Genomic DNA, 25,995 nt, shown 5'->3' on the forward strand with positions numbered 1-25,995 from the left:
GCTAGATGTGCCCTGCAGAAAGGATCGCCCATGCCCCTGGGACCAGATAGTACCGAACGGCTTGCCCGCGCACGCGGCGATCTGCGCATGGGGGTGCCGGTCGTGGTCGGGTCACTCCTGGTGCTGGCGGCCGAAACCCTCGGTCCGGGGCGGTTGGCGGGGTTGCGCGATCTGGGGGGCGAGCCGGTTCTGGCGATCACCGCGCGACGGGCCGAAACGCTGAAAGCGCGCGCTTATGACGGCGATATGGCGCGGCTTCGCCTGCCCCGAGACGCGAGTCCCGGCTGGGTGCGTGCTGTGGCCGATCCGGCCGACGACCTGGACCGCCCGTTTCTGGGCCCGTTCGAAACACTGCGCGCAGGCGATAGCCGGGCGCACCGCGCCGCGATCCACCTGGCAAAATCGGCGCACCTGTTGCCCGCGGTCGTGGCGCTGGAATTGACGGATGCCGACCGCCTTGCCGCCGAACAGGGCCTGACCCACCTGGCCCTGCCCGAGGCCGAGCGCGTGCTGACCGAGGAAATCGCCCTTCACGAGGTCGCCTCGGCCCGCGTTCCCCTGGCGGTTTCCCGCGCGGGGCGGGTGCATGTCTTTCGCCCCGCCGACGGCAGCGAGGAACATTACGCCGTGGAGATCGGCAGCCCGCCGCGTGGCGCGCCGGTGCTGGCGCGGCTGCACTCGGCCTGTTTCACCGGCGACCTGATCGGCAGCCTGAAATGCGATTGCGGCGCGCAGTTGCAGGCCGCCCTTGCCCAGATGGGGAGCGAGGGGGCCGGTGTGTTGCTCTACCTCAACCAGGAAGGCCGCGGTATCGGGCTTGCCAACAAGATGCGTGCCTACGCGTTGCAGGACCAGGGATTCGACACTGTCGAGGCCAATCACCGGCTCGGGTTCGAGGATGACGAGCGCGATTTCCGCATCGGCGCCGCGATCCTGCGCGAGATGGGATTTTCCGCCGTCCGGCTGATGACCAACAACCCCGCCAAGATCGAAATGATGCGCGCGAACGGCATCGACGTGACCGAACGCGTGCCGCTCAGGGTCGGGCAGACCTGCGAAAACGCGCGCTACCTTGCCACCAAGGCCGCAAAATCAGGGCACTTGCTATAGGGCGGGCTACCCCTGGTGGGGTGCGCGCATCTGCTGGATGGCGGCTTGCACCTTGCGCCATGTCTCGGCCGCCTCGGCCTGGCCTTCGGATTCCAGCGCAGCGGCCTTTTGTGCGGCCTCGGCCTCTGCCTTGTCGCCATGCGCATCGAAAAGGGCGCGGGCATACTCCATCACCTTGGACGATTCCATCTTTCATCCTCCTGTGCAGCCTGTTCGCGGGATGATCCTAGCACGGGGGGCGGGGGCCGGTCTTGATACGGCTCAAGAAGCCCCTTTTTCCCGCGTCCGATCCGGGGCACGATCACGCCATGACACCGTTGAAACCATCCGATCTTGTACTGACCCCGACCCATCTGCGCTTTCTCGGCCGACGTTTTCCCTGCGCAAGGGGCCGGTGCGGCCTGACCAAGGCAAAGCGCGAGGGCGACGGCGCCACGCCACGCGGCGTTCATCGGGTCGTGGGGATGCTGTATCGTCCCGACCGGGTCGCACCGCCCGCCAACTGGGCTGTGCCGATCGGGCCCTCGGACCTCTGGTCGGACGATCCCGGCCACGAGGATTACAACCAGATGGTTCGCGCACCCTACCCGCACGGCCATGAACGCCTGCGCCGCGCCGATCCGCTATACGACCTTGTCCTCATTACCGACTGGAACTGGCCACGGGCCGTGCGCGGGCACGGATCGGCCATCTTTGTTCATCAATGGCGCAAACCGCGCCACCCGACGGAGGGATGCGTGGCGCTCAGGCGCGATCACCTGCACTGGATCGCTGAGCGGCTGACACCGGGCGCGCGCCTGGTCGTGCGCTAGCCGTGATCGCGCGCGCCAAAGATCGCGCTGCCGACCCTCACATGGGTCGCGCCAAAGGCTATCGCCTGTTCAAAATCCGCGCTCATCCCCATCGACAACCCCGACAGCCCGTTTCGTTCCGCGATCTTTGCCAACAGCGCGAAATGCAGGCCAGGGGTTTCCTCGACCGGGGGAATACACATCAGCCCGTTCACCGGCAGGTCCAACGACCGGCACTCGGCCACCAGCGCATCCACATCGGCCGGAAGAACCCCCGCCTTTTGCGGCTCTTCCCCGGTATTGACCTGGATAAAGAGGTCAGGGCTTTGCCCACGCTCCTGTGCGAGGTCGGCCAGCCGGCGGGCGAGTTTCACCCGGTCAACGGAGTGGATCGCATCGAACAGCTCGACAGCGGGGCGGGTCTTGTTGCTTTGCAGCGGCCCGACCAGGTGCAACTCGACGCCAGAGAAACGATCCTTGAAGTCCGGCCACTTGCCTTGCGCCTCTTGCACCTTGTTCTCGCCAAAAACCCGCTGCCCGGCTTGCAACACCGCCTCGACGCGCTCCAGCGGCTGCACCTTGGACACCGCGATCAGCGTGACCGATCCAGGGGCGCGACCTGCCTCGGCCTCGGCGCGGGCGACCTTTTGGCGAATATCCTCAAGCCCCATCTGCGTTTCCTTTCCCTACCGCATCGCCCAGCGCCTCGATCAGCTCGGCCAAGTCATCCTCGTGGCGCTGCCATGCCTTCATCGAAGAGGCATAGATCGGCTGGCGAACCTGGTGCAGACTGAGTGTCGCTACGCGCCTCTCTGTGCGGTGCGAGGCCAGGCACGCGTCTTCCCAGTCCAACCCGCAGGCCGCGATCAGCGCCCGCGCCTGCCCCTCGGGATCGGCGATCAGGTCCTCATACCGGATTTCATACAACACGCCCGGCAACTTTTCGCGCCAGAACGCCACGATTTCAAGAAACATCCGATAGTAAAGCCCAAGATCGCGCAGCGCGTAAGCATAGCCATGCGTGCCCTCGGCAAAGATGTTCTTGTAAATCGACAAGCAGGTATCGCGCGGGTCGCGATGCACCACGACAATCCGCGCATTGGGCAGCGCAAGGTGCACGGGACCGGCCAACAGGTAGGTCTGGATCGACTTGTCGGTCACGATATCCGAACCCGGCAGGCGCATGCGGAAATGCGCCTCGGCCCGGCGGCCCAGCCCGGCCAGTTCCGCATCGTCCAGCGCGGCAACATCGCGCAACCCGCCTGCGCCATCGCCCATCAAGGCCAGTGTTTCGGGCACGAGAAACCCAAGCTCGCCGCCGCCGGTCACGCGGGAATGGCTGGCGATGATCTGTTCGACCAGCGTCGTGCCCGACCTCGGCATCCCGGTGACGAAGATCGGGGCATAATCGGTTGTTCCCGCCACACGGCGCGCGGTGAAATCGGTGCGTGCGCAGGCGGCCTTTACCCTGTCGATCTCGGCCCGCCGCTCTGTGATGTCATAGGGATAAAGCGCCCGCATCAGCGCGTTGGCGCGATGCAGATAGCCAAAGACACGATCGTTCTGACCGCTATCCTCCATCGCCTTGGCCAATGCAAAGGCCAGGTTCATGCGGCTGTGCTCGGACAGATCCTCGCGGGCATAAAGTGTCTCCATCTCGGCGATCAGCGGGTCGTCCTTGGCAATTTTCCGGCCCTTGACCAGCAGGCGGTAGGATTCGCCCTCTTGGGGGGCACGTTCGATGGCCCGGCGAAAACTGGCCTCGGCCTCGTCGAAACGGCCCATCTGTTGCAACTGGATGGCCCGGCGGCCATGGGTATCGGGGCGGTCGGGTGCGGCGGCAACAGCCTTGTCATGGGCCGCCAGCGCATCCTCTGGGCGGCCGGCACCGTCCAACGCCTGGGCCAAGGCCTGGTAGGTCGCCGCGCGCCTGTCGCCCAGCGCAATCGCCTTGTCAAAGGCGCTGGCGGCGGCGGCGTAATCGCGCCCCTGCAGATACGCCTGGCCCAGCCGGAATTGCGGCTCGGGCGCCTTGGGCTGCGCGCGAACGGCACGGGTCAGCACCTCGATCGCCTCGCCGGTCGTACCCAGGCGGATCAGCCCAAGACCCAGCGCAACCAGTGCCGCACCATTTCCCGGCGCCAAAGTAACCGCCTGGCGCAGTTGCGCCACGCCACGCGCGGGCTCTCCATGCTCTGAAAGGAAACGGCCATAGCCGATACGCGCCTCGACGAAATCGGGATCAAGACGGATCGCCGCCTCATGCGCGGCTTGGGCGGGCCCAGTCTGGCCCAGGCGTGCCAGGGTATTGGCGTGGATATCGGCCAGGATCGCCACATCGGGGTGCTGTTGGCGCAAGGCGCGGGCGCGCTGTTCGGCCTTGGACAGTTGACCGGCATTGACCAGTGCAACCAGGTCTTGCACCTGCCGGGGCGCCAGCGTGCCCAACCTGGGACCACGCGGCGGCGCCCCCTGTGCCAGCGCCCGTTCCAGCGCGGCAAGATGCCGAGGGTCCAGCCCGGCGCCACGGGCCTGTTTCAGAACGGCACGGGCCGCCGCCTTGTCGGGGGCGGCTGCCTGTGCCCAGGCTTGCCAGATCGCCGCCTCTGTCGGACGGGCACGGGCGGCGCGGGCAAAATGGACACAAGCCTCGGCGGATCTACCGCGGGCCATGGCGATCCGCCCCATCGCGAACAGCGCCTCGGGCATATCCGGATGCGCGGCCAAAACCTTGCGTAACAACGCCTCGGCCCCGTCGCGGTCCCCCGCCGCCAAGCGCTGTTGGGCTTCGTGATAAATACGTTTCACCTCGGTGGGGGTCAGCGGCAGCATGGGCAGGCCTTCATCGGTTCATCGCATTGCCACAGCCGATAGCACGCTACCGGGCACGGTGTCGAATTCCCTGGCCCCAAAGGGGACACGGGTCCGAAACGGAAAAGAGCGGGCACAAGGCCCGCTCTTCCCAAGCAGTAATAGACCGTGGGTCTATTAGAAGCTCATCGCAACACCGATCGACCAGGTTTCCTGGCCGGCGTCGGGGCCGAAGACGGCGTCCCACTCGCTGTCGCCATAACCGGCGTGGATCGAGGCACCGCCACCCAGGTCATAGGCAACGGCCAGGCCGTAGCCCGAGATGTCGCCGATGCCATCGACGTCATACTGGCCCCAGTTCGCGCCGATCGAGAAGGCGTCGAAGCTGTAGCCGGCCGACAGGGCATAGTGGTCGATGTCCTGGCTGACAACACCGTTGTCAAAGTTCCAGGCCGAGTACTCGATGCCGGCAACAAAGCCGTTGTTGAAATCGGCAGTCATGTCGACGGCGATGATTTCCGACTCGAAGCCGGCGGGGATCACGCCCAGAACGCCGACCGGGGCGTAGGTGCCGTCGGTTTCAAACGACTGGTAGCCGAGGCCAAAGCCCAGGCCGATGCCGCCCATTTCGGTGTCGTAGCTCATGGCGACCGCGTAGCCGTCATCGACGGTGTCCGTGTCGTCCAGTTCGACCGATGCCGACACGCCGAACGCGCCAAAGTCATAGTCATAGCGCAGGATCTGGTTGTCGTAGGCGCCGTCGGCATACGAACCCATGTAACCGGCGTGGATGGTTTCATCGTCACCGATGGTGCCCGGGTTGCCCATGTTCTCGGTCAGGCGCTTGTCAACGGCGCCGTCGATTTCGCCCATGGTCAGGGTGCCGAAGGCGCCCGAGATGAAGAACGCGGTGTTGTCAGCGGCGAATGCGCCGTTGGCGTTGCCTTCCGCTTTCTGGATCTCGGTGCTGACGCCGACGGTCAGGCCGCCATCGGTCTCGGTGGTGGCCGAGAACTTCAGCATCAGGTCGTTGTGGAACTGGGTCACACCACCGGCGGCAAAACCACCGTTGAAGTTGCCGCCACCGACGACACCCATTTCACCGTAGCCCGAGAATTCGATGCCTTGAGCCGACGCGATGCCCGCGGATGCAACCAGCGCGGTGGTCGCGAAGAGAACCTTTTTCATGGTTTTCCCTCATTCGTTTAAAGATGCACCTCAGGTCGGAGCATCCGATCTGAGTATGTATCGGTGTGTCGCCCTTCGGCCCCCGAATTGCAAGCGGCCGGAACCGGGCGGCAAAAGGGTAGCCCCGATTGATGCAGCTATGCCACACCGTCCGACAGCCGCCCCAAGCACCGCAAAGGGGAAAAACCTTGTCCCGCCGGGCGCCCTCCGCTAAAGACCGAAAGGGTTGAACGGGGGCGGTTTGCATGACCTTTCAAAGCTTTTCGCGCGTTGCGACGGTGGTTGTCGTCTCTTCGGCCCTGGCCGGGTGCGGCGGCGGCGGCTGGTTCGGGGGAAATCCCGAAACGCGCCAGGAAAACATAGAGCGTCAGCGCCAGAATACCCCCGTCGGCCAGAGCGAGGCACAGAACCGGTCGACCATCTGGGACCTGTTTTCCGACCGCGACAATCCCAACATCACCGTAGAGGTGAACAAATATATCTGGCAGGCCTCTCTCGAGGTGCTGAACTTTCTGCCGATCCGGTCCGTCGATCCGTTCTCGGGTGTGATCGTCACCGATTTCGGCACGCCGCCGGGCGGCGGCCAGGCTTATCGCGCGACCGTCTATGTCCAGGACCCCGCGCTTGAGGCTCGGTCACTGAAACTGTCCTTGAACACGCGCGGCGGCCCGGTCGACGCCGAAACCACCCGCGCGGTGGAGGATGCGATCCTGACCCGCGCCCGCCAATTGCGCATCCGCGACAGCAAGCTTTAGCGCGCGCCTCTGGACGGGCGCGCCCCGCTTGACTATGCACCACGCCGGGCTAGCAGTGCCCGGCGTTTGACTGAGTGAGGACCGCAAATGGCGCGCTACACCCCCCCCGAGATCGAGCCGAAGTGGCAGAAGGCATGGGAGAGTGACGGCACCTTCCTTGCGCAACGCGACCCCGACCGACCCAAATATTACGTGCTGGAAATGTTCCCCTACCCCTCGGGGCGCATCCATATGGGGCACGTGCGCAACTACACCATGGGCGATGTCGTCGCGCGCTATAAATCCTCTTGCGGATTCAGTGTGTTGCATCCGATGGGCTGGGACGCGTTCGGGATGCCCGCGGAAAACGCCGCGATGGAACGGGGCGGCCACCCCAAGGACTGGACCTATTCCAACATCGCCGACATGCGTGACCAGTTGAAACCGCTGGGCCTGTCCATCGACTGGACCCGCGAGTTTGCCACCTGCGACCCCGAGTATTACGGCCAGCAACAGGCGATGTTCCTCGATTTCCTCGATGCCGGGCTGGTCTATCGCAAGAATGCAGTGGTCAACTGGGACCCGGTCGACATGACCGTTCTGGCCAACGAACAGGTCGAGGACGGGCGCGGCTGGCGATCCGGCGCGCTGGTGGAACGGCGCGAGCTGACGCAATGGTTCTTCAAGATCTCGGATTTCTCCGAGGATCTTCTGGGCGCGCTGGACGGGCTGGACAACTGGCCCGAAAAGGTAAAGCTGATGCAGCGCAACTGGATCGGCCGCTCGCGCGGGCTTCAGATGGCGTTCTCGCTGATCGACGCGCCGCATGATTTCGACCGGATCGAGGTCTATACCACGCGGCCCGATACCCTGAGGGGGGCCAGTTTCGTCGGCATCTCGCCCGATCACCCGCTGGCCCGCGCACTGGAACGCGACGATCCCAAGGTAGCCGAATTCTGCGCCGAATGCCGCCGCATGGGCACCAGCGAGGAAGAGCTGGAAAAGGCCGAGAAACGGGGGCTGGATACCGGCCTGCGCGTTCGCCATCCCTTTGATACATCGTGGGAATTGCCGGTCTACATCGCCAATTTCATCCTGATGGATTACGGCACCGGCGCGATCTTTGGCTGCCCCGCGCACGACCAGCGCGACCTGGATTTCGCGCGCAAATACGGGCTGCCGGTCAGCGACACATTCGTCGCGCTGGAAAACGGCCAACCGGTGACCAACGAGGCCTTCGTGCCGCCCAAGACCGAAAAGGTGCGCTGGCTGCGTCCCTATGCCTGGGACGAGATCGCCACCGGCGAACAGGCCATCGACGCCGCGATCCGCTTCTGCGAGGAAAACGGCGTGGGCCACGGCGTGACCAAGTATCGGCTGCGCGACTGGGGCATCTCGCGGCAGCGCTACTGGGGCTGCCCGATCCCGGTGGTCCATTGCGCCGACTGCGGCGTGGTGCCCGAGAAGAAGGAAAACCTGCCGGTCCTGCTGCCCGACGACGTGACGTTCGACCAGCCGGGCAACCCGCTGGACCGTCACCCGACCTGGCGCGACTGCACCTGCCCGCAATGCGGGGCGCCGGCCCGACGGGAAACCGACACGATGGATACCTTCGTCGATTCCTCTTGGTATTACGCGCGCTTCACCGCGCCCCATGCGGCCACGCCGACCGACATGGCCGAGGCCGAATACTGGATGAACGTGGACCAATATATCGGCGGGATCGAGCATGCGATTCTGCACCTGCTCTATTCGCGCTTCTTCGCCCGCGCGATGCACATCACCGGGCATTTGCCCGAAAAGGCGCGCGAACCCTTCGATGCCCTGTTCACCCAAGGCATGGTAACGCATGAAATCTACCTGACGCGGGATGAAAACGGGCGGCCGGTCTATCACCTGCCCGAGGATGTCGAGGGCGGCAAGCTGAAGACGACCGGCGAACCGGTTGACATCATACCCTCGGCCAAGATGTCGAAATCCAAGAAAAACGTGGTCGATCCGGTGAACATCATCGAATCGTTCGGTGCCGATACCGCGCGCTGGTTCATGCTGTCCGACAGCCCACCGGAACGCGACGTGGAATGGACCGCCGCAGGGGCCGAGGCAGCCTATAAACACCTGGGCCGGGTCTGGCGCATCGCCAACGGCATCGCCGAGGAAATGGAACAGGGCGGCGGTATTGCGGCCTATGAATCCGAGGCCCCCGCAAATGCCAAGGGCGCGGCAGCAGATGGGGGAGACGACCTTGCCCTGCGCCGCGCCCTGCATAGAACAGTGCATGACGTGACAATGGGTATCGAAAGCTTTGGCTTCAATAGCTCGGTCGCAAAATTGTACGCTTTCACGAACACGTTAGCCAAATCCAGTGCCAGCCTTGCCGCGCGGCGAGAAGCCGCAATGGGCATGGCGCAACTCATGGCGCCCATGACCCCCCACCTGGCCGAGGAAATCTGGGACATGCTGGGGGGGCAAGGGCTGGTTGCCCGCGCACCCTGGCCGCAAGCCGATCCTGCGCTGCTGGTCGAGGATACGGTCGTTCTGCCGATCCAGGTCAACGGCAAACGCCGCTCCGAGATCGAGGTGCCCAAGGACATGCCCAAGGACGAGCTTGAAAAGCTGGCGCTGGCCGACGATGCTGTTGTCAAGGCGCTGGCGGGCGGCGCCCCGAAAAAGGTGATCGTCGTGCCGGGCCGCATCGTCAATGTCGTCGTCTGACCGCCGCAAATTCGTGATGTCGCTTGGCGCCCTGGCGGCCCTCGGCGGGTGCGGCTTCGCCCCCGTCTATGGGCCGGGCGGCGTGGCCGAGGGGCTTCAAGGCCAGATCGCGCCAGATGCGCCCAAGACGCGGGCCGAATTCGCGCTGGTGGAACGGCTGGAGGCTCGGCTCGGACGGGCGGGCGCAGCGCGCTACCGGCTGTCCTACCGGATCGACATGGCCGAGGACCGGCTGGGGATCACCTCCCAGCAGGAAACCACCCGGTTCAACCTGACGGGGCGACTGGCATATGACTTGCGCGATCTGAACGGCGACATGCGAACCTCGGGCGAGGTCACGGCCTTTACTGCCTATTCGGCCACCGGCAGCACCCTGGCCACCCTGACCGCCGAGCGCGACGCCCAGGAGAGGCTGATGATCATGCTGGCCGATCGGCTTGTTACCCGGTTGATCGCCACCGCAGGCACCTGGCTACAATGAAACTGTCCGGCCGCGAGGTTGCCCGCTATTTCGCCCGGCCAGAACCGGGGCGGGCGGGGCTGCTACTTTATGGTGGCGACGCAATGCGCGTGGCACTGAAACGCCAGGAGGTCATCGCCAGGTTGCTGGGCCCCAATGCCGAGGAGGAAATGCGGCTGACCCGCATGATGGCCGCCGAGCTGCGTGGCGATCCGGCCGCGCTGTCCGATGCGATCAAGGCGCGCGGTTTTTTCCCCGGCCCGCGCGTGGTTTTCCTCGAGGATGCCACCGACAGCCTAGCCGATACGATCGCGACCGCCCTGGCCGATTGGACGGGTGACGACGCGCAACTGGTGGTAACCGCCAAACAGCTCCCGCCACGCTCTGCCCTGCGCAAGCTGTTCGAGGGGCATTCGAATGCCTATGCCATAGGTATCTATGACGATCCGCCCGGACGGGACGAAATCGAGGCGATGCTGGCAGGGGCAGGGCTGCGCCCGCCCGAGCGCGAGGCAATGGCGGCGCTGACCGATCTGGCTCAGGGGCTAGACCCCGGCGATTTTCGGCAAACGGTCGAGAAACTGGCGCTTTACAAGTTGAACGATCCTGCCCCCCTGACAGCCGAGGATATCGCCGCCTGCGCGCCGGCCTCGATCGAGGGCGGGGCCGACGCGTTGATCCAGGTCGTCGCCGAGGGGCGGCACCGGGAAATCGGCCCATTGTTGCGACGGTTGCAGGCGCAAGGCGTGACGCCGGTGACGCTGTGTATCACCGCGACCCGGCATTTCCGCATTCTACACGCCGCGGCCAGCGACCCCGATGGCGTCGCCAGCGGTGTGGCACGCCTGCGCCCGCCGTTGAATTTCAAGGCGCGCGACCGCGTGGTGCGGCAGGCGCAATCGCTGGGCCAGCGCAAGATCGAACAGGCGCTGAGCCTGCTGATCGACACTGACCTGACGCTTCGTTCCGCGCAGCGCGCGCCGCAGATGGCAGTGATCGAACGCAGCCTGATCCGGCTGGCCATGCTGAGCGGGCGGAGATCCTGACAGCCTGCTTGTTCTGACGAGGCCTGCGCGCGAAACGGTGCGGCGGCCGCGCGCTAGCCCCCTACCCGACCCGCCCGGCAGCGCGCAGCCGCCGCCCGCCCGGCCCATTGGCCAGTGGCGAAACAGGCCGTCAGCAGGTAGCCGCCGGTCGGCGCCTCCCAGTCAAGCATCTCACCCGCCAGGTAGGTGGCGGGCCGTTCGCGCAACATCAAGGCGTCATCCACCGCGTCCCAGCGTACCCCGCCAGCGGTGGAAATCGCCTCGTCCAGCGGTCGCGGCCCGGCGTGACGGATCGGCAGCGCCTTGAGGCGGGCGGCCAGATCGACCGGGCCCTCGGGCAGCGGACGGCCGAATTCCATCACCAGCGCCAGACGCGCAGGATCAAGCCGTAATGCCTTGCGCAGGTGGTTCGTCAAGGATGCCTTGCCACGCGGACGCGAAAGGCGCGCGGCGATCTTGTCGGTGGACCAGTCCGGCATCAGATCAGCCAACAGCAAAGCTCCCTCGCGTACCGGCCGCGACAGGGCATAGATCCCGCCCCCCTCAAGCCCACGGGCCGAGATCACGAATTCGCCCCGATGCCACGCTCCCCCGCCCGCCCTCAGCGCCACGCCCTTGACCGGCTGGCCAAAAACCTTCGCCATCGGTGCGGACCAGTCGACCCGGAGCCCGACATTGGCCGGCTGGAACGGGGCCAGCGGCACGCCCGCCGCGGCCAGGACCCCGGCCCAGTGGCCGTCCGATCCCAGGCGCGCCCAGCTCGCCCCGCCAAGCGCCAGCACGGTCACGCCCGCCTGCACCCTGCGCGCCCCTTGCGGCGTGTCGAACAGAACCGCCGTCCCATCCCAGCCCATCCAGCGCCAGCGGGTGCGCATCTGCACGCCCTGCCCGCCCAGGCGCCGCAGCCAGGCCCGCAACAATGGCGAGGCCTTCATCGCCTTGGGAAACACCCGCCCCGTACTGCCGGCGAACAGGGGCTGGTCGAGCCCCTCGGCCCAGGCACGGACTTGCTCGGGGCCGAAAGCGGCCAGCATGGGGCGCAGACTTGGGGCGGCCTCGGCATAGGTGGCGACAAATTCCTCGAACGGCTGGGCACGTGTCAGGTTCAGCCCCGACTTGCCGGCCATCAGGAACTTGCGCGCCGGGCTGGGCCTGGCCTCGGCCACCAGCACCTTGCAGCCCGCAGCACCCAGCGCCTCGGCCGCCATCAGCCCGGCAGGCCCGGCCCCGATCACCAATGCCTCAACCGCCTCGTTCATCGCCATCCCTTGCCGGAGCGCCTGGCACGCCCCATTCTTGTCCCATGCCCAGTGACTTGCCGATCTGCCCGCTTTGCGGCCGCCCGATCCCGCCCGAGGCGCGGCAAAGCCTGCACCACCTGACACCCAGGCTGCGCGGTGGCAAGGGCGGTCCCACGGTGCTGTTGCACCAGATCTGCCACAACGAAATCCACGCCACCCTGACCGAGACCGAGCTGGCCCGCGACTACAACACGGTCTCGGCCCTGCGCGCCCATCCCAGGCTGGCGAAATTCATCGGCTGGGTGGGCAAGCGTCCTCCCGGATTTCACTCCAAGACTCCGGGGCCAAGGCGGCGGCGCTAGACCGTCCGCCCCTCGCACAGCGCCTTGATGCCAGACCGGATCATGGGCGGCGCGGCCGTCACGTCGGCTACCAACGCCTCTATCGCCGCCTCCATCTCGTCTGCCGGGACTACCCGATCGACAAGACCGAAGCGATAGGCCTCGTCCGCCTCGATCCTGGCTCCGCCCATCAGCAACAGCTTGGCCCGCGCGGGCCCCACCAGCGCGGCCAACCGGCCGGGGTCGGACGGCTGGGGCAGGAATCCCAGTTTCATCACCGGGTAAAAGAACCTGGCCCCCGGCACGGCGAGGCGCAGATCGCAGGCCAGCGCCATGCCGAAGGCACCGCCCGCCAGCGTGCCATTCAGCGCCGCGATACTCAGCCCCGGCAGTGCGGCAATGGCCCCGGACAAGCGTTCCCAGACCGGATCGGTAGCCAGCCCCGCGCGGGCCTCGTCCAAATCGGCCCCGGCAGAAAACACCTTGCCCCGCCCGGTCAGCACAAAGGCCGCCACGTCTTCGCGCGCGGCAGCCTCGACGGTGTCGGCCAGTTCGCTCAGCATCGCGCGGGTCAGTGAATTGGCCTTGTCTGGCCGGTTGATGGTGACGGTCCAGCGTGCGCCGGCGCGATCGATCTCGATCATGCCTCCAGCCCCACCCGCCGGCGGATCGCCCGTTCGCGCAACTGCACCTCGCGGCCCAGGAACTCGTCTGCATCGGGGCTACACATCCAGACCAGCGCCCGTGCAGGCCAAGCGGGAGGCACATGTTCGGACCAGTCCAGACGGCTGATCGGGTTTACCCCGCTGTCACGCACCTGGCGCTGCATGTCCGTTGCCACCGTGCCCGGCGACAGGCCCATGACGCGGATACCATCCTCGCGACCCTCAAGGTCGGCACAGCGGGTGAGCATCGCGGCACCGGACTTGGCGGTGCAATAGGCGCTCCACCCTTCCATGGGATTGTGCGCAGCGCCCGAGCTGACGGTCAGGATCGTGCCCCCGCCCATCGCCGCCATCACCGGCATCGCGGCGCGGATACCGTGAAACACGCCCTTGAGGTTGATATCCAGTGCTTCGGCCCAATCGCCGGGATCGACGGAGGAAAGCCGCGAGATGGGCTCTATCACGGCGGCGTTGTTGACCAGGATGTCCAGCTTTCCAAAAGATTTGACCACCGCGCGCACCGCGTCCGAGACCTGGCCGAAATCGGTCACGTCGCAGGGCAGCGCAATGGCCTGCGGGCCGATCTCGCGCGCAATGGTCGAAATCGCCCCTTCGCTGCGCGCGGCCAGCGCCACATGCGCGCCCGCCTCGGCAAAGGCCCGCGCCGCCGCGGCCCCGATGCCCCGGCTTGCCCCGGTGATAAGCACGCTCTTGCCTGTCAGGTCGGTCATGTCCCTCTCCGTCCCCAGCCCTCCGATGCCCAAGCTCTAGCCCAGCCGTCCGGGCCAGACCAGAGTAACGTGCCGTTGACTCGGCCCTTCCAAGCGCCGAAGCTCGGGGTAACTCACCGACAGGGAAGACATGTCATGACCTATCCGATCGCGGCCTCCGCCGGGGCCCTTGCCCTTGGTTTTTTCTGCGCCGCCCCGAGCCTTGCAGATGTCACCGCCCCCCAGGTCTGGGAGGCCTGGAAAAGTCTCGCCGAACGGGGCGGCCAAACCGTCAGCGGCACCGAGGCCCGGACCGGCGGCAGATTGACGGTCAGCGGCCTGGTGCTGTCCATGACCATGGAGGACGGCACCACCTCTAGCGTGTCACTGGGCGATCTGGTCTTTTCCGAGCGGGGCGATGGCACTGTCGAGATCGCAATGGCCCCGGATTACCCCGTGCTGATCAATACGCGCAGCGACGGGGGCGCGCCTGTCGATATGGCCATGTCCGTGCGCCAATCCGGCCTGTCACTGGTGGCCAGCGGCACACCCGAGGCGCTCCGCTACGATTTCAGCGCGCCCGAGATGGGCGTTCGGATGGACAGCCTGTCGGTCGATGGCACGCCGGTCGAGGCCGAGTTCGACATGACGCTCACACAGCCCGCGGGGCGTTACCTGCTGGAACAGGGGGCACCGGGTCGATTTGACAGCGCCCTGGAGGCGGCGGCGATTCGCATCGCGGCGGCGGGACGTGACGCCGAGGACGGCGCCCGCGTCACCCTCTCGGCGACGATGACGGGGGTCAGTTCCGTCTCGGCCGGAACCCTGCCCGCCGCGATAGCCAATGCCGATCCGGGGGCAGTGCTGGCCGCCGGGCTGGACGTGTCGGGGCGGCTGGCGCACCAGGGGCTGGATTACGTGATCGAGATGTCCGACGAGACCGGGCCAAGCAAGATCACCACCCGCGCCGCCGCCGGCGGGCTTGATTTCGGGATCGGCGAGGGCCGGATGTCCTATGCCATCGACAGCACCTCGACGCGCGCCACGTTCAGCGGGCCGGGCTTTCCCTTGCCGCAGGTCGAGATCGCGATGGACGAAACGGCCTTCGGCCTGCAAATGCCGATGTCGCCGACCGAGGAGCCGGCAGATTTCGCCATGCTGGCCCGGCTGGCCGGCCTGACGCTCGGCGAGCAGGTCTGGACGATGCTGGACCCGGCCGGGCAATTGCCCCGCGATCCCGCCACGCTGATGATCGACCTCGCGGGCAAGTCGCGCTGGAAAATCGACATCACCGATCCTGCCGCGGACATGGGCGGCGCTGCACCCGGCGAATTGCATGCGCTGTCGATCAGGAATTTGCGGCTTGACCTCGTGGGTGCGGAACTGACGGGCAAGGGCGATTTCACCTTCGACAATGCCGACACGGCGACATTTGGCGGAATGCCCCGCCCCGAGGGCCGCCTTTCATTGCGGCTGGAAGGTGGTAACGCGCTGTTGGACCGGATGGTCGGAATGGGCCTGATCCCGGCCGAACAGGCAACCGGTTTTCGCATGATGTTGGGCATGTTCGCCCGCCCCGGCGATGGGGTCGATACGCTGGTCTCGGACATAGAGGTGGACGGCGCGGGACAGGTCATGGCCAACGGTCAACGCCTGCGATGAGGTCGGCAACCTTGCAGGGGCGGACACGGCGTATTAGCTGACACCCGTCCCTTATGCCGGAGGCTCGATGTCCAATTCGATCGAAACCCTGACCCACGCCCTGCTGGATGCGGCGACCCGAGCCGGGGCAGACGCGGCAGACGCGTTGGTGACGCGCGGGGCATCGCTGGCGATCGACGTGCGTGGCGGCGCGCTGGAACAGGCAGAGCGGGCGGAGTGGATCGACCTTGGCTTGCGGGTGATGGTGGGTCGGCGACAGGCTTGCGTGTCATCCTCTGACACGCGGCCCGAAACGTTGGCCGAAATGGCCACCCGCGCCGTGGCGATGGCCCGCGAGGCCCCCGAGGATGCAAGCGTGGGGCTCGCCGACCCCGACCAACTGGCCCACGATGTCGACATTTCCGCCCTGGAATTGCACGACCCCGCCCCGGAACCCGCGCCCGCCGCGCTCGAAAACGACGCGCGCTGCGCAGAGGCCGGCGCGCGCGCCAACCCTGCCATATCCCAGGTTCAGTCGGCCAGCGCGGGCTATACCCGTCGCGCGTTGCACCTGGCCGCGTCGAACGGTTTTTCGGGCGGATATGAGCGTACCGAAAGATCGGTCTCTTGCGTGGCGATCACCGGCAATGGCACGGGGATGGAACGCGACTGGTGTGCGGAAACCCGCACGTTCCAGTCCGACCTGCCCGACCCGCACGAGGTTGGTCGCCTCGCCGCCGAGCGCGCGGTCGCCCGCGCCGGCGCACGCAGGCCCGCAACCGGCGCCTTTCCGGTGCTTTATGACGAGCGCGTCGCGTCCTCCTTGATCGGGCACCTGCTGGCCGCGATAAACGGCCAGGCGATCATGCGCGGCGCATCCTGGGCACGGAACCTGATGGGTGAACAGGTATTGCCCGAAACGCTGTCGCTGATCGAGGAACCGCACCGCCCGCGCATCGGGGGCTCGCGCCCTTTCGATGGCGAAGGTCTGCCAACTACCCGCCGCGCCTGGGTCAGGGATGGCATCCTCCAGGGCTGGGTGCTGGACCTGGCCACCGGGCGCAAGCTGGGCATGGAAAGCACCGCGAATGCAGCGCGTGGTACATCGGCGCCGCCGTCGCCCGCCGCGGGCAATGTCACGCTGACGCCCGGCGAACATACGCGCGAGGCGCTGCTGGCACAGATGGGAACCGGGCTTTGGGTGACATCTCTGATCGGGTCCACCATCAACCCCAATACGGGCGACTATTCTCGCGGCGCCGCCGGGTTCTGGGTGGAAAACGGAGAAGTCGCCTACCCGGTAAACGAATGCACGATCGCGGGTCACCTGCCCGAGATGCTGCGTCGCATCCTGCCCGCCGATGACGCGCGCGATCACCTGTCGCGCCGTGTCCCGAGCCTGCTTGTCGAGGGGCTGACGATTGCAGGCGAGTGATCTCGACTTGCTGACCGCGGCCGCCCGTGCCGCCGGTCATATCGCCGAGAAATATTGGCGGCGCGATCCGCGGATCTGGGAAAAGCCCGGCCACCAGGGGCCGGTGACCGAGGCCGATCTCGAAATCGACCGGATGCTGCGCGACAGGCTGACCAAAGCGCGCCCCGGTTACGGTTGGCTGTCGGAGGAAACCGGGGACGGCCCCGCGCGGCTGTCGGCAACCCGCGTCTTCATCGTCGATCCCATCGACGGCACCCGCGCATTCATTGGCGGCGAGCGCACATTCGCCCATGCGCTGGCGATTGCCGAGCATGGCGAGGTGACGGTTGCAATCGTTTACCTGCCGATGATGGGCGATCTTTACCACGCGACACCGGGGGGCGGGGCCTGGCTGAATGGCCACCGCCTTTACGCCAGCGGGCGGGACAGGCTGGACGGGGCCGCGGTTCTGACCGCGCGCGCGGCATTGGAGCCGGCCCACTGGAGCGGACCGCCGCCGCATCTGAAACGCTCGCTGCGCGCATCGATGGCTTACCGCATCTGCCTGGTGGCCGAGGGGCGCTACGATGCGATGCTGACCCTGCGCGACAGTTGGGACTGGGACACGGCCGCGGGTGCGCTGATTGCCCGCGAGGCGGGCGCGATCATCACCGACCGGCACGGCCATGCCCTGCGGTTCAATACCGAGCGGCCCCTCTCGGAAGGGGTGATCGCCGCCGCCCCCGCCCTGCATGCCGAGATACTGGCGCGGCTGGCCTGAGCGGGCTTTCGCCCCCCGCCGCCTTGGGCTAGGGTGGCCACGATCCAAGCGGCAGTCACCGGAGGCAAAGATGACCCAGCGCCTGCATCTCGTTTTCGGCGGTGAACTGGTCGACCCCGGCCGGACGACATTCAGGGATGTCGACGACATTCATATCGTCGGGATGTTCCAAGATTACCAATCCGCCTACACCGCCTGGAAAGCAGAGGCACAGCGTACCGTCGACAACGCTCACATGCGCTATTTCATCGCCCATATCCACCGGCTGCGCGATGAGGAGGCCGAGGCCGGACCGACCGAGGAACTGGGAGACTGACCCCGGCACCACCGATGGAAACCTATCCCGGACCGCGCCCCGAAGGCCCGCTTTTGTGGGTACATGCCCCCGCGCCCGAGGACAGGGCCGCCATCGCGGAACTTCTTCGGCACCTGACCGAAACGCGCCCGGACCTGGGCGTTCTGCTGACAGAGGCGGGCGAGGCGCCCGACTGGGCCGGCGCGCTGAACCTGCCCGTACTGTTGCGCGATAGCGCCCCGCCCGAAAGGATGCGCGCCGCCCAAGGGTTTTGCGCGCGTTGGGCGCCCGACTTGGCGCTGTTCTTCCCGCCGACCCTGCCCGCCGCCGCCGCGACAGAGGCCCATGCCCGCGGAACCACGCTTTTCCTGATCGCAAGCGATCTGCCCGAGAGCTGGCGCAGCCGCTGGCGCATCGGCACCGGCCTGATACGGCGGCTGTTGCGTCGTTTCGACCGGCTTTATGCCCAATCCCGTGAAACGGCTGTACAACTGCGCGCGATCGGCCTGCCCCGCTGGCAGATCGCACCTTGCGGCCCCCTGTCAGAGGGCAGCGCCGCGCCGCCCTATCCCGAGGCAGAGCGCGAGGCGCTGGCCGCGGGGCTGGTCGGGCGCCCGGTCTGGCTGGCCACCGAAACCCGCCCGGCCGAAGAACCGGTCGTGGTGGCCGCCCATGCCTCGGTGATCCGGCACACCCATCGCCTGTTGCTGATTCTCGCTCCGGACGAGCCCGCCCGTGGCCCCGCGCTTGCCGACCGCCTGCGCAACGAGGGATGGGCAGTGGCCCTGCGCTCGGCCAATGAGGAACCCGAGCCCGAAACACAGATCTACATCGCCGATACCGAGGGCGAGCTGGGTCTGTGGCTGCGCCTTGCGCCGGTCTGTTTCATCGGTGGTACGCTGGGGGCGGATGCCGGGGCCGACCCCTACGCGGCGGCCGCGCTGGGATCGGCCATCCTGCACGGGCCTGCCACCGGCGGCCATCCCGTTCACTACCGGCGGCTGGCCAACGCACAGGCCGCCCGCCAGGTGCGCGATGCCGCGAGCATGGCCGAGGCACTGGGCGACTTGATCGCCCCGGCACGCGCCGCGCTGTTTGCCCGTGCCGCGTGGGAGGTCTCGACCGAGGGCACCTCGGCCACGGACAGGGTGGCGCGGCGGATGCTTGACGCGCTGGAAATGGCAGAGGTCGATTGATGCACGCGCCCAGATTCTGGTTCCGCCCTCCCGATCGCCCCGGTCTGACCGCACGGGCCCTGGCACCGCTTGCCGGGCTTTATGCGCGTGGCACGGCCCGGCGTCTGGCGGGGGGGGCGGCAATGGCGCCCGGCGTGCCGGTGATCTGCGTGGGCAACCTGAACGCGGGCGGCACTGGCAAGACACCCACGGTCATCGCCCTGTTGATGCGGCTGATGGCGCGGGGTGTGAACGCCCATGTGGTCAGCCGGGGCCATGGCGGTCGGCTGAGCGGGCCGGTGCGTGTCGAGGAACGCACCCACCGCGCCGCGGATGTAGGCGATGAGCCGCTGCTGCTTGCAGCCTTTGCACCGACCTGGGTTGCGCGCGACCGCGCCGCGGGCGCACGGGCCGCGGTCGCGGCAGGCGCGCAGGCGATCGTGCTTGATGACGGGTTCCAGAACCCGGCACTGGCAAAGGATCTTTCCATCGTCGTGGTGGATGCCGCCAAGGGCTTTGGCAACGGCCGGGTCATTCCCGCGGGCCCGTTGCGCGAACCTGTCGAAACCGGCCTTGCGCGCGCCGACATGGTGCTTTCGATCGGGCCAGGCGCGGCACAACGGGCCTTTGCCGCGCTATGGGCGGGGTATGTTCACTGCCCGCATCTCACCGGCGCCTTGCGGCCGCTGCCCACGGGAATGGACTGGGCCGGTATGCGCGTGCTGGCCTTTGCCGGGATCGGCCACCCAGAGAAATTCTTTGCCACGCTGCGCGGTCTCGGGGCCGAACTGGCCCGCGCCGAGGCGCTGGAGGATCACCAACCGCTTACCCCCGCGCTGATGGCCCGGCTGGAAAACGAGGCAATGCTGTTGCGCGCCCAGATGGTCACGACGGAAAAGGACGCGGTGCGCCTGCCCGCATCCTTTCGCCAAAAGGTTCTGACCCTGCCCGTGCGGTTGGAAATCGACGACTGGACACAAGTTGATAACGCGCTGGAACGACTTGGGCTGACCGATGGGTCCGTCTGCCGCTGACAGCATCGCGCCTTGACCGGCCCTACCCGCCCAGCTTGTCGTCGAGGATCTTTTTCAGGCGTCGATAGCTCATGTTCTGGTAAAGCTCGCCGTCGATCATCATCGAGGGCGTGCCGTCCACCCCGTCGCGCTTGGTCACCTCGTCTGATCGGGCGATCAGGGCTTCTGCCAGTTTCACATCGTTGAAACAGGCGTCCATCTGCGCGTCGTCAAGGCCCGCGGTGCGGCCGATACGGCGCAGGTTGTCTGCCGTGCGGGCCGGGTCCTTTGGATCGATCCATTCGCGCTGTTTTTCGTACAGCATCGAAACCAGGCCGAAAAACCGCGTCTCGCCTCCGCAGCGCGCCAACAGCCCGGCCCAGATCGCGTAACGGTCCCAATAGACCTCTTGATAGGTGAAATGAACCTTGCCGGTGTCGATATACTCGGCTTTCAGCCGCTTGAAGACATCGTCGTGGAAATCGGCGCAATGCCCGCAGGTGAAGGACGCGTATTCCGCGAATGTGATCGGGGCGTCGGGATCGCCCAGCGTAAAGGGCTGAACCGTCACTGCCTCCTGGGCGAATGCCGCTCCCGGCAGGGTCTGGCCCGGCGCCCCCACCCGCGGCACGGCCCCGGCAAGGGCGGTCAGCACGATCAGGCAAAGCGACAGCGTCAGGATGCGGATCATCTGTTGGAACTCCTCAGCGTTTGCGGCGGGATAGGACGTTTTCGCCCAGGGCTTCAAGGGCTGCGCGCAGCGCATCGTCCTGCACGGTCCCGGACATGCGGGCGGCCTCTTGCCGAAGCGCGGGATCGGGCGTGGAGAGGGGCGCCTTGGGGGCTGGGCTGAACTGCGCCCGCCCCTCGGCAAAGCCGGTGGCGGCGGTCTGGGTCACCCGGATACGCGCGATCGCGGCATAGCCATAGCAGGCATTGACCTTTTCGCGGATCATTTCTTTCTGCATTTCCAGCACGGGCGCCTGCGCGCCGGTCGTCAGCAAGGTCAGCGTCGCACCAAAACCCTCGCGGCCATAGCCGACCTCGACGGGGCGGGCGATGCGCGCGGTTTCTTCGCCGACGATCTCGGCCCAATGGGTCAACAGGCGCGACACGGCAAAACCGCGCTTCTCGCCAACATGGCGGATGCGGGTCTGCAACAGGCTGGCGGTGCGCTCGAACCCGCGCGCCCGTCGCGGTGTCTGGCCGGTTTCTCCCATGGCTGTCTTTCCCCTTGTCCCGGCATATCTTAGGGCTGAGCCAAGGCAGCCGCAAAGCCAATGACCGGGCAAGGAGAATAAAGATTGCGTGACGAGGATCTGAGCTGCGCGTTACTGGTCTGGTATGACGCCCATGCCCGCGATCTGCCATGGCGGGTGGGGCCAGCGGCGCGGGCGGCCGGCATGCGGCCTGATCCTTACGCGGTGTGGCTGTCCGAGGTTATGTTGCAACAGACCACCGTGGCCGCGGTGCGCGACTATTTCCACCGGTTTACCCGGCTCTGGCCCGATGTGGCCGCCCTGGCCGCGGCCGAGGATGCCCAGGTGATGGGGGAATGGGCCGGGCTGGGTTATTACGCGCGCGCCCGCAACCTGCTGAAATGCGCGCGCGTGGTGGCCGGCGAGATGGACGGACGGTTTCCCGACACGCGCGAGGGGCTGTTGGCACTGCCCGGCATCGGCCCCTATACCGCCGCAGCCATCGCCGCCATCGCCTTCGACCGGCCGGAAACGGTGGTGGACGGCAATGTCGAACGGGTGATGTCGCGCCTTTTCGCGGTGCAAACGCCCCTGCCTTCGGCCAAGCCCGCACTGACCGCGCTGGCCGCTCGGCTGACGCCCGCGCAGCGCCCCGGGGATCATGCCCAGGCGGTGATGGACCTCGGTGCCACGATTTGCACCCCGAAAAAACCTGCCTGCGGGATTTGCCCGCTGCGCGCGCCTTGCGCCGCGCGCCAACAGGGCATCGCCGCCGATCTGCCCCGCAAGACGCCGAAAAAACCCAAGCCCACACGGCTGGGCATTGCCTATATCGGGCGGCGCAGCGACGGCGCCTGGCTGCTGGAACGGCGCCCCGAAAAGGGGCTGTTGGGGGGCATGCTGGGTTGGCCCGGCACCGGCTGGGCCGAGGCCGCGCCCGCCGAGGCGCCCCCTGCCCCGGCCAACTGGCGCGATGCGGGGGAAGAGGTGCGCCACACCTTCACCCATTTCCACCTGCGCCTTGCCCTGCGCGTCGCGGATCTGCCCGGCGACTGCGCCCCAGCGCAGGGGCAGTTCCTGCCGCCCGAGGCGTTCCGCCCCTCGGACCTGCCCACGGTGATGCGCAAGGCCTTCGACCTGGCGCGCGGTCAACTGGGGGCGCGTTGAGTGACGCGCCCTGCGGGTCTATACCGGTGGGCAAATGGGGGCGCGCGACACCCTCGGAGAACGCAATGTCACAGAAACCGCCCATCGCCCGACTGAGAAACGCCCTGCCCTTCTGGCTGTCGCTGGGGATGATCCCCCTGGCGCTGATCGGGGCCACTGTCGGCGGCTGGACCGTGATCCTGCTGCCGGTCTATGGCTGGCTGTCGGTCACGGTGCTGGATGCCATCCTGGGCCTGAACGAAAAAAACCCCGATCCCGACACGCCGGACCGGGATCTGTTCTGGTACCGCTTCATCACCATGATCTGGTTCCCGATCCAGTTCGTCACGATCTTCGGGATGCTCTGGTGGGTCACCCATACCGACCACCTGTCGGCGCTGGAAATCCTCGTGCTGTTCTTCGGGGTCGGCGTGATCTCGGGCACGGTGGGGATCGTCTATTCCCACGAGCTCTTGCACCAGTCCAACAGGCTGGAGCGCTGGCTGGGCGACCTGCTGTTGTCCACCGTGCTGTACAGCCATTTCCGCACCGAACACCTGCTGGTGCATCACCCCCATGTCGGCACGCCGCGCGACGGGGTGACGGCGCGCTATAACGAGGGGTTCCACCGCTACTTCTGGCGGGTGCTGAAGACCGGGATTCCGTCGGCATGGCGGGCCGAGCGGCTGAAACTGGCGCGGGCGAACCGCCCGGTCTGGCATCGAACGAACCCGTTCTGGCGCTATGGCGCGCTGCAACTGACGATGATCGGTCTGGCGCTGTGGATCGGCGGCTGGGCCGGTCTGGCGCTGTTCGTCTGGCAGGCCTTCATCGCGGTCTGGCAGCTGGAGCTGACCAATTACGTGGAACATTACGGGCTGACCCGGCGCTATCTGGGCGAGGGCAAGTATGAACATGTCCGGCCGCATCACAGCTGGAACGCGGCGCATACCGCGTCGAACTGGCTGCTGATCAACCTGCAGCGCCACTCGGACCACCATTACAAGCCGCAGCGCCGCTTTCCGCTGTTGCAGACCTATTCCGAGGACGAGGCCCCGCAATTGCCGCTGGGGTATCCGGCAATGACCGCGCTGGCGATGATCCCGCCGCTGTGGCGGCGGCGGATGAACCCGCGGGTGCGCGCGTGGCGGCGGAAATACTATCCCGACATCATCGACTGGACGCCCTACAAGGCGGCCAGCAATCCGATGCCTGCGGGCACCTAGGCCCAGCGTTCCAAAGGTATGCCTGGCCACCCGGCCGGGCATACGTTCTGACACAGACCGGTTAGCGCGTCAGAACCGGCGCCTGCCCGATATGGGCGTTATCCTCGGCGGCGTGAACAAGGAAATGCGCCACGTCCCCACGCGCGATCAGGCCATTATGCCAGGTGGCGGGGTCAACCTGCACCTCGTAGGCATGGGTGGGCTTGCCATCGGTCAGGATGCCGGGCCGCGCGATTGTCCAGTCCAGCCCCGAGGCGCGGATCATCTCTTCCTGCTTGGTCTTGTCGGCATAGGCCCGTTCGAAGACCAGCTTGAAGCCCAGCTTTTCGACCGTGCTCATCGCCGCGCGGCTGTCGCCGGCACCAAAGCCGGTCACGACAAGCAACCGGTTCACGCCTGCCGTCTTCATCGCGGGCAGCAGGATTTCGGTCGCCTCGGAAAACAATGTCGTGGGCCGGACCAACGCCTGTGGCGTCTTGGCGATGCCCAGCGCCACGATTACCGCGTCCACATCCTTGACCGCCGCGCCTACATCCGCCGCGTCCAGCGCATCGCCCGTGCGCCGTTCCAGCCCGGTATCGTCGATGCCGATCTTTTCCGCGGACCGGGCAAAGGCGCGCACCTCGTGTCCGCGGTCCAGCGCGTAGCGCACGGTTTCCAGGCCGATACCCTTGCTTGCCCCGATAACCAGTAGTTTCATGATGTCACCTCCTGCCCCCCAGATAGGGTGCCCGCCCCCGAATCCGAGGGCGGGATGCGATCACGAAACCGATGACGCTTACGAAATCGAGGGGCCACGCGGTGTGAAGGTCAGCCAGATGCCGTCCTGGCCGCGCACCGTCAATTGCGCCACCGGCATCGGCTCGCGCCCCTCGACCAGACCCACCCGGTAATGACGCAGCAGTTCCGACAGGATCAGCGGCCCCTCGGCCATCGCGAAGGCGGCACCGGGGCAGACCCTGGGCCCGGCCGAGAACGGGATATAGGCCTGGCGCATGCTTTCGCGGCCCTCGGGTGTGTCCCAGCGGCCGGGGTCGAAATCGTCGGGCCGGTCCCAGATACGTTCATGCCGGTGCAGGTGCCAGGGGCTGATGACGATCTGCGCGCCCTTGGGCACGTCACGTCCGCGGAACTGTTCCTTGGCCGTGGTTTCGCGCAGATACATCGGGACCGGCGGGTATAGGCGCATCGATTCCCGGAAAACGGCACGAGACAGTTTCAACCTTGTCAGCACGCCGAAATCCATCTGGTCAGGCTCGATCACCTCTGCCGCCTCGGCGGCGACACGATCCTGCCAGTCGGGGAACAATGCCAGCAGGTACAGCGCCCAGGCCAGGGCCGCGGCACTGGTTTCATGGCCCGCCAACAGGAAAATCCCGACCTGGTCGACCATTTCCTCGGGGGTAAAGCGGCTGCCATCCTCGGGGTCGGCGGTAGTCATGATGCGGGTTGCCAGGTCGTCGGGCGCGGTGCCTGCGGCGATCTCGGCGGCACGGGCATCGACGAGGCCGCGGATCAGACCGCGGATCTGGCGCGCGGTGCGTGTCGTGCCGCGCGAATGCAGCCCCGGCATCCAGCGCGGCAAGGGCAAGAGCGTGCCGGTATTGATCATCGGGCGCGAGGCCTGATGCGCGCGAAACGCCTCGAACGTGGCCATCGCCGTGTCGCTTTCGACGGGTAGTGAAAACAACGCGCGAAAGATCACGTCCAGCGCGATATGGCTGGTCTGTGCCTCGACATCCAGAGGGCGGCCATCGGCCAACGGTTTCAACCGCGCAACACCCGCACGCGTCGAATCCCACATCACGGGGAAGACGTCGCGAATACGGCCGCCGTCGAAGGCCGGATCGATGATGCGGCGCTGACGTTCCCATTCGCGGCCATTGGTGATGAAGATCGAATGCCCCAAGAGTGGCGTCAGCCCCTTGAAAAGCCGCATCGACTTGGGGAAATCGCGGGGCCGGCGGGTCAGAACCTTATCAACTATGTCAGGGTCGTTGCACAGGAACGAGGTGAAAAAGGGCGAGCGGAACTCGGCCATCCAGGCGCGGAAAAGGCGCTGGGGCTGCGCGGCCAGGATGTCCTGGCGTAACAGGCGCAGCACGACGCGCGGCGTCAACCGGCCGGGGCGGGCCGGCGGCTTGACCGGCTGGGGCCGGGCAAAGGGACAGCCAGCCTGGGCGGGATCGGCCTCCACGAAAGTATCGCTCGTCATTCTCAACCTCGTTTTACAGTTGCATTCCGCGCCCTGCGACATTGACCTATGATACCACTTTAGGTCAAACATTTCATA

General features: G+C 66.7%; 26 protein-coding genes. 15 read left to right on the forward strand and 11 right to left on the reverse strand.

The window, feature by feature from the left end:
* The first annotated feature begins 30 nt into the window (after positions 1 to 30).
* Complete coding sequence (ribA, locus tag EV663_RS06345) at positions 31 to 1,110, forward strand: GTP cyclohydrolase II (RefSeq protein WP_132950953.1); 1,080 nt, start codon at positions 31 to 33, stop codon at positions 1,108 to 1,110.
* 6 nt (positions 1,111 to 1,116) lie between these two features.
* Here ribA and EV663_RS06350 read toward each other — a convergent pair whose 3' ends face one another.
* Complete coding sequence (locus EV663_RS06350) at positions 1,117 to 1,299, reverse strand: hypothetical protein (RefSeq protein ID WP_132950954.1); 183 nt, start codon at positions 1,297 to 1,299, stop codon at positions 1,117 to 1,119.
* A gap of 128 nt (positions 1,300 to 1,427) precedes the next feature.
* Here EV663_RS06350 and EV663_RS06355 point away from each other — a divergent pair, with 128 nt between their 5' ends.
* A complete protein-coding gene (locus tag EV663_RS06355; RefSeq protein WP_132951069.1) occupies positions 1,428 to 1,922 on the forward strand; it encodes a L,D-transpeptidase family protein in 495 nt (164 codons plus the stop codon).
* On the opposite strand, the gene EV663_RS06360 is transcribed toward EV663_RS06355, so the two are convergent.
* The 3 genes from EV663_RS06360 to EV663_RS06370 form a co-directional block, all read right to left on the reverse strand.
* Entirely contained in the window at positions 1,919 to 2,572 is a 654-nt protein-coding gene (locus EV663_RS06360; protein WP_132950955.1) for a YggS family pyridoxal phosphate-dependent enzyme, read from the reverse strand. The genes EV663_RS06355 and EV663_RS06360 overlap by 4 nt on opposite strands.
* Positions 2,562 to 4,733: a tetratricopeptide repeat-containing sulfotransferase family protein gene (locus EV663_RS06365; RefSeq protein ID WP_132950956.1), complete on the reverse strand. Its 2,172-nt coding sequence runs from the start codon at positions 4,731 to 4,733 to the stop codon at positions 2,562 to 2,564. Before EV663_RS06365 ends, EV663_RS06360 begins: the two co-directional genes overlap by 11 nt.
* A 156-nt stretch (positions 4,734 to 4,889) precedes the next feature.
* A complete protein-coding gene (locus EV663_RS06370; protein ID WP_132950957.1) occupies positions 4,890 to 5,900 on the reverse strand; it encodes a porin in 1,011 nt (336 codons plus the stop codon).
* A gap of 245 nt (positions 5,901 to 6,145) precedes the next feature.
* On the opposite strand from EV663_RS06370, the gene EV663_RS06375 reads away from it, so the two are divergent.
* The 4 genes from EV663_RS06375 (at position 6,146) to holA (ending at position 10,855) form a co-directional block, all read left to right on the forward strand.
* A complete protein-coding gene (locus tag EV663_RS06375) occupies positions 6,146 to 6,655 on the forward strand; it encodes a DUF3576 domain-containing protein (RefSeq protein WP_132950958.1) in 510 nt (169 codons plus the stop codon).
* Positions 6,656 to 6,742: 87 nt separating this feature from the next.
* Entirely contained in the window at positions 6,743 to 9,349 is a 2,607-nt protein-coding gene (gene leuS, locus EV663_RS06380) for a leucine--tRNA ligase (protein WP_132950959.1), read from the forward strand.
* Positions 9,336 to 9,830: an LPS assembly lipoprotein LptE gene (lptE, locus tag EV663_RS06385; protein WP_132950960.1), complete on the forward strand. Its 495-nt coding sequence runs from the start codon at positions 9,336 to 9,338 to the stop codon at positions 9,828 to 9,830. Before leuS ends, lptE begins: the two co-directional genes overlap by 14 nt.
* Entirely contained in the window at positions 9,827 to 10,855 is a 1,029-nt protein-coding gene (gene holA, locus EV663_RS06390) for a DNA polymerase III subunit delta (RefSeq protein WP_132950961.1), read from the forward strand. Before lptE ends, holA begins: the two co-directional genes overlap by 4 nt.
* 53 nt (positions 10,856 to 10,908) lie before the next feature.
* Here holA and EV663_RS06395 read toward each other — a convergent pair whose 3' ends face one another.
* Positions 10,909 to 12,114 (reverse strand): TIGR03862 family flavoprotein, encoded by a 1,206-nt coding sequence (locus tag EV663_RS06395; RefSeq protein ID WP_132950962.1) that lies wholly within the window; start codon positions 12,112 to 12,114, stop codon positions 10,909 to 10,911.
* Between the two features lie 44 nt (positions 12,115 to 12,158).
* Here EV663_RS06395 and EV663_RS06400 point away from each other — a divergent pair, with 44 nt between their 5' ends.
* Positions 12,159 to 12,458: an HNH endonuclease family protein gene (locus tag EV663_RS06400; RefSeq protein WP_132950963.1), complete on the forward strand. Its 300-nt coding sequence runs from the start codon at positions 12,159 to 12,161 to the stop codon at positions 12,456 to 12,458.
* Here the strand turns inward: EV663_RS06400 and EV663_RS06405 are convergent.
* On the reverse strand, positions 12,455 to 13,081 hold the full coding sequence (locus EV663_RS06405; protein ID WP_132950964.1) for an enoyl-CoA hydratase/isomerase family protein: 627 nt from the start codon (positions 13,079 to 13,081) through the stop codon (positions 12,455 to 12,457). The genes EV663_RS06400 and EV663_RS06405 overlap by 4 nt on opposite strands.
* Entirely contained in the window at positions 13,078 to 13,833 is a 756-nt protein-coding gene (locus EV663_RS06410) for an SDR family oxidoreductase (RefSeq protein ID WP_132950965.1), read from the reverse strand. The genes EV663_RS06405 and EV663_RS06410 overlap by 4 nt, the downstream gene beginning before the upstream one ends.
* Before the next feature lie 135 nt (positions 13,834 to 13,968).
* On the opposite strand from EV663_RS06410, the gene EV663_RS06415 reads away from it, so the two are divergent.
* The 6 genes from EV663_RS06415 to lpxK all read left to right on the forward strand — a co-directional run bounded on the left by EV663_RS06415 (position 13,969) and on the right by lpxK (position 20,152).
* A complete protein-coding gene (locus EV663_RS06415; protein ID WP_165910144.1) occupies positions 13,969 to 15,474 on the forward strand; it encodes a DUF2125 domain-containing protein in 1,506 nt (501 codons plus the stop codon).
* Between the two features lie 67 nt (positions 15,475 to 15,541).
* The gene (locus EV663_RS06420) at positions 15,542 to 16,888 is read left to right on the forward strand and encodes a TldD/PmbA family protein (RefSeq protein WP_132950967.1); all 1,347 of its coding nucleotides are present in this window, start codon (positions 15,542 to 15,544) and stop codon (positions 16,886 to 16,888) included.
* A complete protein-coding gene (locus EV663_RS06425) occupies positions 16,875 to 17,648 on the forward strand; it encodes an inositol monophosphatase family protein (protein WP_132950968.1) in 774 nt (257 codons plus the stop codon). The genes EV663_RS06420 and EV663_RS06425 overlap by 14 nt, the downstream gene beginning before the upstream one ends.
* Before the next feature lie 70 nt (positions 17,649 to 17,718).
* A complete protein-coding gene (locus EV663_RS06430; protein WP_132950969.1) occupies positions 17,719 to 17,964 on the forward strand; it encodes a DUF4170 domain-containing protein in 246 nt (81 codons plus the stop codon).
* 14 nt (positions 17,965 to 17,978) lie between these two features.
* On the forward strand, positions 17,979 to 19,139 hold the full coding sequence (locus tag EV663_RS06435; RefSeq protein WP_132950970.1) for a 3-deoxy-D-manno-octulosonic acid transferase: 1,161 nt from the start codon (positions 17,979 to 17,981) through the stop codon (positions 19,137 to 19,139).
* Positions 19,139 to 20,152, forward strand: coding sequence for a tetraacyldisaccharide 4'-kinase (lpxK, locus tag EV663_RS06440; RefSeq protein WP_132950971.1), 1,014 nt, complete (start codon positions 19,139 to 19,141; stop codon positions 20,150 to 20,152). The genes EV663_RS06435 and lpxK overlap by 1 nt, the downstream gene beginning before the upstream one ends.
* A 22-nt stretch (positions 20,153 to 20,174) precedes the next feature.
* On the opposite strand, the gene EV663_RS06445 is transcribed toward lpxK, so the two are convergent.
* Together EV663_RS06445 and EV663_RS06450 are read right to left on the reverse strand one after the other, a co-directional pair.
* A complete protein-coding gene (locus EV663_RS06445) occupies positions 20,175 to 20,822 on the reverse strand; it encodes a DsbA family protein (protein ID WP_132950972.1) in 648 nt (215 codons plus the stop codon).
* A 13-nt stretch (positions 20,823 to 20,835) separates the two neighbouring features.
* Complete coding sequence (locus EV663_RS06450; RefSeq protein ID WP_132950973.1) at positions 20,836 to 21,351, reverse strand: DUF721 domain-containing protein; 516 nt, start codon at positions 21,349 to 21,351, stop codon at positions 20,836 to 20,838.
* 84 nt (positions 21,352 to 21,435) lie between these two features.
* Here EV663_RS06450 and mutY point away from each other — a divergent pair, with 84 nt between their 5' ends.
* Positions 21,436 to 22,497: an A/G-specific adenine glycosylase gene (gene mutY / locus EV663_RS06455; protein WP_132950974.1), complete on the forward strand. Its 1,062-nt coding sequence runs from the start codon at positions 21,436 to 21,438 to the stop codon at positions 22,495 to 22,497.
* A 65-nt stretch (positions 22,498 to 22,562) separates the two neighbouring features.
* Positions 22,563 to 23,702, forward strand: coding sequence for an alkane 1-monooxygenase (locus EV663_RS06460; protein ID WP_132950975.1), 1,140 nt, complete (start codon positions 22,563 to 22,565; stop codon positions 23,700 to 23,702).
* Positions 23,703 to 23,763: 61 nt separating this feature from the next.
* Here the strand turns inward: EV663_RS06460 and EV663_RS06465 are convergent, their stop codons facing one another.
* Both EV663_RS06465 and EV663_RS06470 read right to left on the reverse strand, forming a co-directional pair.
* Complete coding sequence (locus EV663_RS06465; protein ID WP_132950976.1) at positions 23,764 to 24,402, reverse strand: NAD(P)-dependent oxidoreductase; 639 nt, start codon at positions 24,400 to 24,402, stop codon at positions 23,764 to 23,766.
* Positions 24,403 to 24,480: 78 nt separating this feature from the next.
* Positions 24,481 to 25,917 (reverse strand): cytochrome P450, encoded by a 1,437-nt coding sequence (locus tag EV663_RS06470; protein WP_132950977.1) that lies wholly within the window; start codon positions 25,915 to 25,917, stop codon positions 24,481 to 24,483.
* Between the last annotated feature and the right edge of the window lie 78 nt (positions 25,918 to 25,995).

Source organism: Rhodovulum bhavnagarense (assembly GCF_004343505.1).
In the GTDB taxonomy this organism is placed as follows: Bacteria; Pseudomonadota; Alphaproteobacteria; order Rhodobacterales; family Rhodobacteraceae; genus Rhodovulum; species Rhodovulum bhavnagarense.